Origin of the sequence: Pseudomonas brassicacearum (assembly GCF_918698105.1) — a bacterium.
Taxonomy (GTDB): domain Bacteria; phylum Pseudomonadota; class Gammaproteobacteria; order Pseudomonadales; family Pseudomonadaceae; genus Aquipseudomonas; species Aquipseudomonas brassicacearum_F.
Window position 1 is genome coordinate 1 of the sequence record NZ_CAKKMI010000152.1, and the last position, 3,901, is coordinate 3,901.

The following is a 3,901-nucleotide window of genomic DNA, read 5'->3' on the forward strand; positions in this document are numbered from 1 at the left end:
CTCCCAACCCGGCGCGTCGAGCTGCTCCACCGCACCGTCCAGCGCCAGCTCGATCAACTGCCCAGCGAACAGCTCCAGGCGCTCGCGGGTATCGCCTGCGGTGCGCCAAGGCTCGGCGCTGACCTGGCGCAAGGCCTCGGGACACTCGCCGGTCCAGGGCTCGGCCAAGGCACAATCCAATGGATCGAAACACAGCCCGAACGCCTTGGCCAGCGCCCGCAACAGACTCGACTGCGCCCCCTTGCCGTCGCCCCGGGGAATGCGCAGCAACGCCAGCAAGGTGTCGATGCGCAGCCGTCCGCTAGGCGACTCTCCAAAAATGTGCAGGCCGTCGCGGATCTGCGACTCCTTCAAGTCGCACAGGTAAGTGTCCAGGCGTGGCAGCCAGATCGCCGCATCGGCGTCGCTGTCGAGCCCGGCATCGAGTTGCAGTTCGCGGTCGATGTGCGTCTCGCGCACCAGGTTGAGGATGTCCCGTTGCAGCTCCCGGGCACGGCGCGGATCGAGCAATTGCGCCTCGTAGTACTCGTCGGCGAGCAGCTCGAGGTTACGCAGCGGCCCATAGGTTTCGGCCCGGGTCAGCGGCGGCATCAAGTGGTCGATGATCACCGCCTGGGTGCGACGCTTGGCCTGGGCACCCTCGCCCGGGTCATTGACGATGAACGGATAGATATTCGGCAGCGGCCCCAACAGCACGTCCGGCCAGCAGTTTTCCGACAGCCCGACGCCCTTGCCCGGCAGCCATTCGAGGTTGCCGTGCTTGCCGACGTGGATCACCCCGTGGACGCCGTAGGTGTGGCGCAACCAGAAATAAAACGCCAGGTAACCGTGGGGCGGCACCAGGTCCGGGTCGTGGTACACCGCACTCGGATCGACCTGGTAACCCCGCGCCGGCTGGATGCCGACGAAGGTCAGGCCCAGGCGCAGACCGGCGACCATCAAGCGGCCCTCGCGGAACATCGGGTCCTGCTCGGGCGAGCCCCAGCGCGCCAGCACCGCTTGGCGATTGGCGTCGGGCAGTGCGTCGAACAAGGCCTGGTACTCGGCGAGGGCCAGGCTCTGGTGACAGGGACGCAGGTCGAGGCTGTCCAGGTCGTTACTGACCCCGCCGAGCAATTGCTGGATCAACGCGGTGCCGCTCGCCGGCAGTTCAGCCGGCAATGGATAGCCCTCGGCCTGCAAGGCCCTGAGGATATTCAACGCCGCTGCCGGGGTGTCCAGGCCGACGCCATTGCCGATGCGCCCGTCGCGGGTCGGGTAGTTGGCGAGGATCAGCGCCACACGCTTTTGGGCATTGGGCAAACGCGCCAGGGCGGTCCAGCGCCGGGCCAGTTCGGCGACAAAATCCATGCGCTCGGGCGCGGCTCGGTAGCAGACCACGTCGCTCTGGCTGCGCTCGCTGCGCCAGGCCAGGTCCTTGAAACTGATGGGGCGGCTGATGATCCGTCCGTCCAGTTCCGGCAAGGCTATGTGCATCGCCAGGTCCCGTGGCCCCAAGCCCTGCTCGCTGGCACGCCAGCCGGGTTCGTTGTCCTGGGCGCAGATCGCCTGGATCACCGGGATGTTGCGACGAAACGGTCGCAAGTGCGGGGCTTCGGGGCTGGATTGAGCGAAGCCGGTGGTGTTGAGGATCACGCCCGCCTGCACCTCGTCCAGCCAGTCTTCTACAAGTGCGAGGCAACCAGGCTCCTTGAGACTGGCCACGGCAATCGGCAGCGGATTGAGCCCCGCCGCTTGCAGGCGCTGGCAGAACACGTCGATGAACGCGGTGTTCGCCGCTTGCAGGTGGGAGCGATAAAACAGCACCGCCGCCACCGGTTGCCCGGCGCGCCAGTCGGCTTGCCAATCGTCGAGGTTGGCGCTGGTTTTACGCGGGTGATAGATGGCCGTGCGTGGCAAGGCCTGCGGCTCGGCCCACGGATAATCGCGGCCGAACCATTGACTGCCCAGGTTATGAAACAGGTCCAGGGCATTGCCCAGCCCGCCCTGGCGCAAGAACTGCCAGAGCCGGTCGCGGTCCTCAACGGGCACGTTGCTCAGGTCGCTGAGTTCCGGGTCCGGACGATCATCCCCCGGCACCAGGATCAGCTTCACCCCGCGCCCGGCCAGTTCCATCAGGCGCTCGATGCCGTAGCGCCAATAGCCGATGCCGCCATGCAGCGACAGCAGGATGACCTTGGCGTGGCGCAGCACGTCTTCGACATACAGATCCACCGAGGCGTGGTTCTGCACCTGCATCGGGTTGGCGAGGCGAAACTGCGGGTAGTCGCCCGGCAACTGCTTCGCCGCTTCGGCCAGCAGCGCCAGGCTGGAGTCGCCGCTGCACAGGATCACCAGTTCGGCGGGGGTTTGCCCCAGGTCGGCAATGTTGTCATCCGACACGAAACCGCCGGGCTGGGTCCTGAGCAGGTGCATGGCTTAGGCGCCGAGGGCGGCGCGCAACTGCGCCTCGAGCAGCGCGGCGTCAAGCGCCTGGCCGATCAGCACCAGACGGGTGACCCGCGCTTCCTCGACGCCCCACTGGCGATCGAAATGCTTGTCGAAACGCGTGCCGACGCCCTGGATCAACAGGCGCATCGGCTTGTTCGGAATCGCCGCGAAACCCTTGACTCGCAGTACGCCGTGCTGGACCACCAGTTGCGTCAGTGCGTCGAGCAACAGGCTTTCATCAGCCTGGGGCAGTTCGATGGAAATGGAATCGAAGGCGTCATGATCGTGGTCATCATCGTCGCCATCGTGGTGATGGTCGTGATGGCTGTGACGGCCGTCGATGTGTTCTTCGGAACCGGCGCCCAGGCCGATCAGCACGTCGAGCGGCAGGCGACCGCTGCTGGCTTCGATGACCTTGACCGCCGGTGGCAGCTCTTCGGCGACTTCCAGGCGAACCTTGGCCAGGTCCTCAGGACTGATCAGGTCAGCCTTGTTGAGGATCACCAGGTCGGCGCTCGCCAGTTGGTCGGCGAACAATTCGTGCAGCGGCGATTCGTGGTCCAGGTTCGGGTCGAGTTTGCGCTGGGCATCGACCTGATCGGGGAATGCCGCGAAGGTGCCAGCGGCCACGGCCGGGCTGTCGACCACGGTGATCACCGCATCGACGGTGCAGGCGCTGCGGATTTCCGGCCATTGGAAGGCCTGGACCAGCGGCTTGGGCAGGGCCAGGCCGGAGGTTTCGATCAGGATGTGGTCGAGGTCGCCACGCCGGGCCACCAGTTCGCGCATCACCGGGAAGAACTCTTCCTGCACCGTGCAGCACAGGCAACCGTTGGCCAGTTCATAGACACGGCCGTTGGCTTCTTCTTCGGTGCAGCCGATGGAGCACTGCTTGAGGATCTCGCCGTCGATGCCCAGCTCGCCGAATTCGTTGACGATCACGGCGATGCGCCGGCCCTGGGCGTTGTCGAGCATGTGCCGCAGCAAGGTGGTCTTACCCGAGCCGAGGAAACCGGTGACGATGGTGACGGGGAGTTTGGCCAGTGTTTTCATCGGATGCCCTTTGGCTAGGTGGCGGGCAAACGGGACGACAACCGCTGGCACAGGCGCGCGCGGAAGATTTCGCCACCGGATCACCCCGCCCGGTTGTAGTGAGAATCTGTCTCGAGGCAGGTCTCCTGGCTGACGGCGGGCCAATCTTTCGACTGGCAATTGCTGCGCCTTCCCGTGCGCCCGATGGAAAAGGACATGCACAGTGGCCTTGCAGAAACAGCACCGTTCACAGTTGCGGGGGCAGCCGCGGCTTGGACCGCGTTCCCTTCTTAGCTTCGGCGCATGCCGAAGAACCTCGAAGGCGCAAGGCTACGCAGGGTGTGGGGGCGGGTCAATCGCCGCAAGTAATCTGCACGACGCCGTTGTGGCGAGGGAGCTTGCTCCCGCTCGGTTGCGCAGCGACCGTAAAGAACCGGGG

2 protein-coding genes and 1 riboswitch are annotated in these 3,901 nt (G+C 65.6%); both genes read right to left on the bottom strand.

The window, feature by feature from the left end; genetic code table 11:
- A partial coding sequence (gene cobN / locus LQ215_RS29310) for a cobaltochelatase subunit CobN (RefSeq protein ID WP_230153721.1) occupies positions 1-2,415 on the bottom strand: 2,415 nt, incomplete at its 3' end.
- Between the two features lie 3 nt (positions 2,416-2,418).
- A complete protein-coding gene (gene cobW / locus LQ215_RS29315) occupies positions 2,419-3,483 on the bottom strand; it encodes a cobalamin biosynthesis protein CobW (protein ID WP_290369183.1) in 1,065 nt (354 codons plus the stop codon).
- 98 nt (positions 3,484-3,581) lie between these two features.
- Positions 3,582-3,796, bottom strand: a riboswitch (cobalamin riboswitch).
- Positions 3,797-3,901 lie beyond the last annotated feature (105 nt).

What these genes read in the sequence shown, in the direction of transcription:
- cobW (WP_290369183.1), bottom strand. Translation starts at nt 3,483, where the DNA reads ATGAAAACACTGGCCAAACTCCCCGTCACCATCGTCACCGGTTTCCTC.